The 3,052-nt window shown below is 72.7% G+C and carries 5 protein-coding genes; 4 read left to right on the top strand and 1 reads right to left on the bottom strand.

The window, feature by feature from the left end:
• Nucleotides 1-471: RcpC/CpaB family pilus assembly protein (locus GT042_RS27420; protein ID WP_161311407.1), on the top strand; the 471-nt coding region annotated here is incomplete at its 5' end.
• A 120-nt stretch (nt 472-591) separates the two neighbouring features.
• On the top strand, nt 592-1,089 hold the full coding sequence (gene mscL, locus GT042_RS27415; RefSeq protein ID WP_345943943.1) for a large conductance mechanosensitive channel protein MscL: 498 nt from the start codon (nt 592-594) through the stop codon (nt 1,087-1,089).
• A 37-nt stretch (nt 1,090-1,126) separates the two neighbouring features.
• On the opposite strand, the gene GT042_RS27410 is transcribed toward mscL, so the two are convergent.
• Nucleotides 1,127-1,345: a hypothetical protein gene (locus GT042_RS27410; protein ID WP_161311405.1), complete on the bottom strand. Its 219-nt coding sequence runs from the start codon at nt 1,343-1,345 to the stop codon at nt 1,127-1,129.
• 104 nt (nt 1,346-1,449) lie between these two features.
• Between GT042_RS27410 and GT042_RS27405 the strand changes: the two genes are divergently transcribed.
• Both GT042_RS27405 and GT042_RS27400 read left to right on the top strand, forming a co-directional pair.
• Nucleotides 1,450-2,634 (top strand): low temperature requirement protein A, encoded by a 1,185-nt coding sequence (locus GT042_RS27405; RefSeq protein WP_161311404.1) that lies wholly within the window; start codon nt 1,450-1,452, stop codon nt 2,632-2,634.
• A gap of 17 nt (nt 2,635-2,651) precedes the next feature.
• The coding region (locus tag GT042_RS27400; protein ID WP_202533953.1) for a P1 family peptidase at nt 2,652-3,052 on the top strand (401 nt) is incomplete at its 3' end.

Below are 3,052 nucleotides of genomic sequence, written 5' to 3'. Positions count from 1 at the left end.
ATGACGGCGGCGGCCTTGGCCGCCGGCGGTGCGGGCGGCTCGGTGGGCGCGACGGGGGACGCCGCCTCCCGTGGTGACAATGCGGCCGGTGCGCCCGACGGCGCCCCGCCCCACGGAACCTCACCGCCTCAGGCGTCCGCCGCCGGTTCCGCCCCCGTCGAAATGGCGTCCGCGCCCGTGCGGATCGCCGACGCGGCGACGGTCCGGCTGCTGCGCCGCGGTGACCGGGTCGATGTGATCGCCACGCCCACGGCCGGGCTCGACGGGGCGGAAGAGCGCGCCGGGGCCCGTGTGGTGGCGGCGGGTGCCCGGGTGACGGAGATCCCCGACCCCGCCGGCGGCGAGGGGGACACGGACCGGCAGACGCCGACGGAGGCCGGAGCGCTGGTCGTTCTGTCCGTGCCGCGCGCCACCGCCGCCGAGCTGGCCGGGGCGGGCGCGGTGTCCCCCTTGGCGGTGACGCTGTGCTGAGTCGTACTGACGAGCTGGCGGGTCCCCTGATCGCGTGTGCGGATTGGACAGCACGGGCACGCGCTGTCGTAGGTTGCGGGGCAGTTGGTCGTCCGCGCAGATATGAAGAAGGGCTCACTCGTGAGCAAGGACAAGGAGAGCGTGCTGGCGGGCTTCAAAGCCTTCCTGATGCGCGGGAACGTGATCGACCTCGCGGTCGCGGTGGTCATCGGCGCTGCCTTCACGAACGTGGTGAACTCGGTCGTGAAGGGCGTCATCAACCCGCTGGTCGGCGCGTTCGGCACGAAGGACCTGAACAGGTACCACTCATGCCTGAAGTCGCCGTGTTCCACGGACGAGGCGGGCAACGTCGTCGAAGGCATCCCGATCATGTGGGGGACGGTCGTCAGCTCGGTCCTGACCTTCGTGATCACGGCGGCCGTCGTCTATTTCCTGATGGTGCTGCCGATGTCCAGGTTCCTCGCCCGGCGGGCCAAGCACCAGGCCGCCAAGGAAGAGGTGAAGGAAGTCATGGAGGTGAGCGAGCTGGAGGTGCTGAAGGAGATCAGGGACGCCCTCGTGGCCCAGCGCGGCCCGGGGGACAGTGCACCCAGCGCTCCCGCTCCCAGGACGCCCTAGCCTTCCGCCGCCGGAGCGTGCCCGGCGGTCGCCCGGATCAGATGTGGTGGGGCGGCTTCTCGTCCAGGAAACGGGCCAGGTCTGCGGCGCTGTCGCCGCCCCCGGTGGGCCGCTCCCCCCAGCCGCCGTCCGTGTCGTCCGAGGACTGCTGGTCCAGCGGATCGTCGAAAACCAGCCCCGGGCTCGGGCGGGGCGGCTTCGGACGGGACGGCCGGGACTGGTCCGCGGCCGGCTCGGGGGTGGGGGCGCTGCTCATACCTCCAGAGTACGGTCACGGAGGTCCGGCCCGGATCGGCGGCCGGGCGGGCCCGTGCGCGCGTCCGGCCCGGCCAGCGGGGCCACCTCTGCTGTGCTGGGCGCATGACGTCGATCAACGCGGCAGGCCCTCTGCGCAGGATGACCGCGCGCGGCCGGGACGAACCGGACCGCACCGCCACCCCGCTGGAGCTCTTCTTCGACCTGTGCTTCGTGGTGGCGGTCGCGCAGGCCGGACTGCAACTGGTGCACGCGCTCGCCGAGGGCCACCCGGGCACCGGGATCATCGGCTACCTCTTCGTCTTCTGGGGAGTGTGGTGGGCCTGGATGAACTTCACGTGGTTCGCCTCGGCCTACGACTGCGACGACGTCCCGTACCGGGTCGCGACGCTGGTGCAGATCTGTGGGGTGCTGATCTACGCGGCGGGCGTGCCCCGCGCTTTCATGGACGACGACTGGGTCGTCGCCGTCATCGGATATCTGGTGATGCGGGTGGCACTGACCGGGCAGTGGCTGCGGGCGGCAGCCTCCGAGCCCGCGGGGCCAGCCAGGACGGCCGCACTGCGCTACGCGGTCGGGCTGGTGATCTGCCAGGGGGCGTGGGTGGCGCTGCTGACCGCCCCGGAGAGCATGCGGCGCTGGCTGTTCGTCGTGGTCGGGGTGGCCGAGCTGCTGGTGCCGGTGATCGCGGAGCGAGCGCATGAGACACCCTGGCACCCGCATCACATCGTCGAGCGGTACGGGCTGTTCACCCTGATCGTCCTCGGCGAGACGATGTCGGCCGCGACGGTCGCCGTCCAGTCGGCGCTCGACGAGCACGAAGCCGTCGGGAAGCTGCTGCCCATCGCGGGCGGGGGCATCCTGCTCGTCTTCGCCGCCTGGTGGATCTACTTCGCGGTTCCCGCGCACCAACGGCTGACCAGCAACAGGGAGGCCCTCCCGTGGGGATACGGTCACTTCGTGATCTTCGGGTCGGCCGCGGCCATCGGGGCGGGGCTGGAGGTCGCGGTGGAGCATGCGGTGGGGAAGTCGCACATTTCGGCGGCGGCGGCGTCGGCCGCCGTGACCGTTCCGGCCGCGCTGTTCGTGATCACGGTGTGGGCGCTGCACGCGAGGCACTTCAAGACGGGTACGGCGCAGCAGCTCGTGCTCCCGGGCGCGGCGGTGGTGATCATCGGCTGTACGTTCGCGGAGGTGTGGGCGGTCCTCTCTGCGGGGGTGGTGGCGGCGACGGCGGTCGCCGTGGGAGTGACGCTCGCCGCGCGGTCCGCGCGCGTGGCCCGGATCTGAGGAAGGGAACGATGCGCATGGCAGGCAACGACGCACTGACCGACGTGGCCGGACTGAGGGTCGGCCACGCCCAAGTGCCGGGGGCGCTGGCCCTCACCGGCACCACCGTGGTCCTCGCGCCGGAGGGCGGGGTGGTGGCGGCGGTGGACGTACGGGGCGGCGGGCCGGCCACCCGGGAGACCGACGCCCTGGATCCGCGCAACATCGTCCGGCGGATCGACGCCGTCGTGCTGTCGGGCGGCAGCGCGTTCGGGCTCGACTCCGCGGCGGGGGTGATGGCGTGGCTGGAGGAGCGGGGGCGCGGGGTGCGGGTCGGGCCCGATCCCGCCCAGGTGGTGCCGGTCGTCCCGGCCGCCGGCATCTTCGACCTGGGGCGCGGGGGCGGCTGGCTGATCCGTCCGGACGCGGCGACCGGGCG

It is taken from the genome of Streptomyces sp. SID3212 (assembly GCF_009865405.1).
Taxonomy (GTDB): Bacteria; Actinomycetota; Actinomycetes; order Streptomycetales; family Streptomycetaceae; genus Streptomyces.
The sequence above is the reverse complement of the archived record's forward strand: the minus strand, read 5'-3'. Positions and strand labels throughout refer to the sequence as shown.

Bases quoted from the DNA above. Each gene is read 5' to 3' on its own strand.
- GT042_RS27405 (WP_161311404.1), top strand. From the start codon at position 1,450: ATGACGTCGATCAACGCGGCAGGCCCTCTGCGCAGGATGACCGCGCGC.
- GT042_RS27410 (WP_161311405.1), bottom strand. From the start codon at position 1,345: ATGAGCAGCGCCCCCACCCCCGAGCCGGCCGCGGACCAGTCCCGGCCG.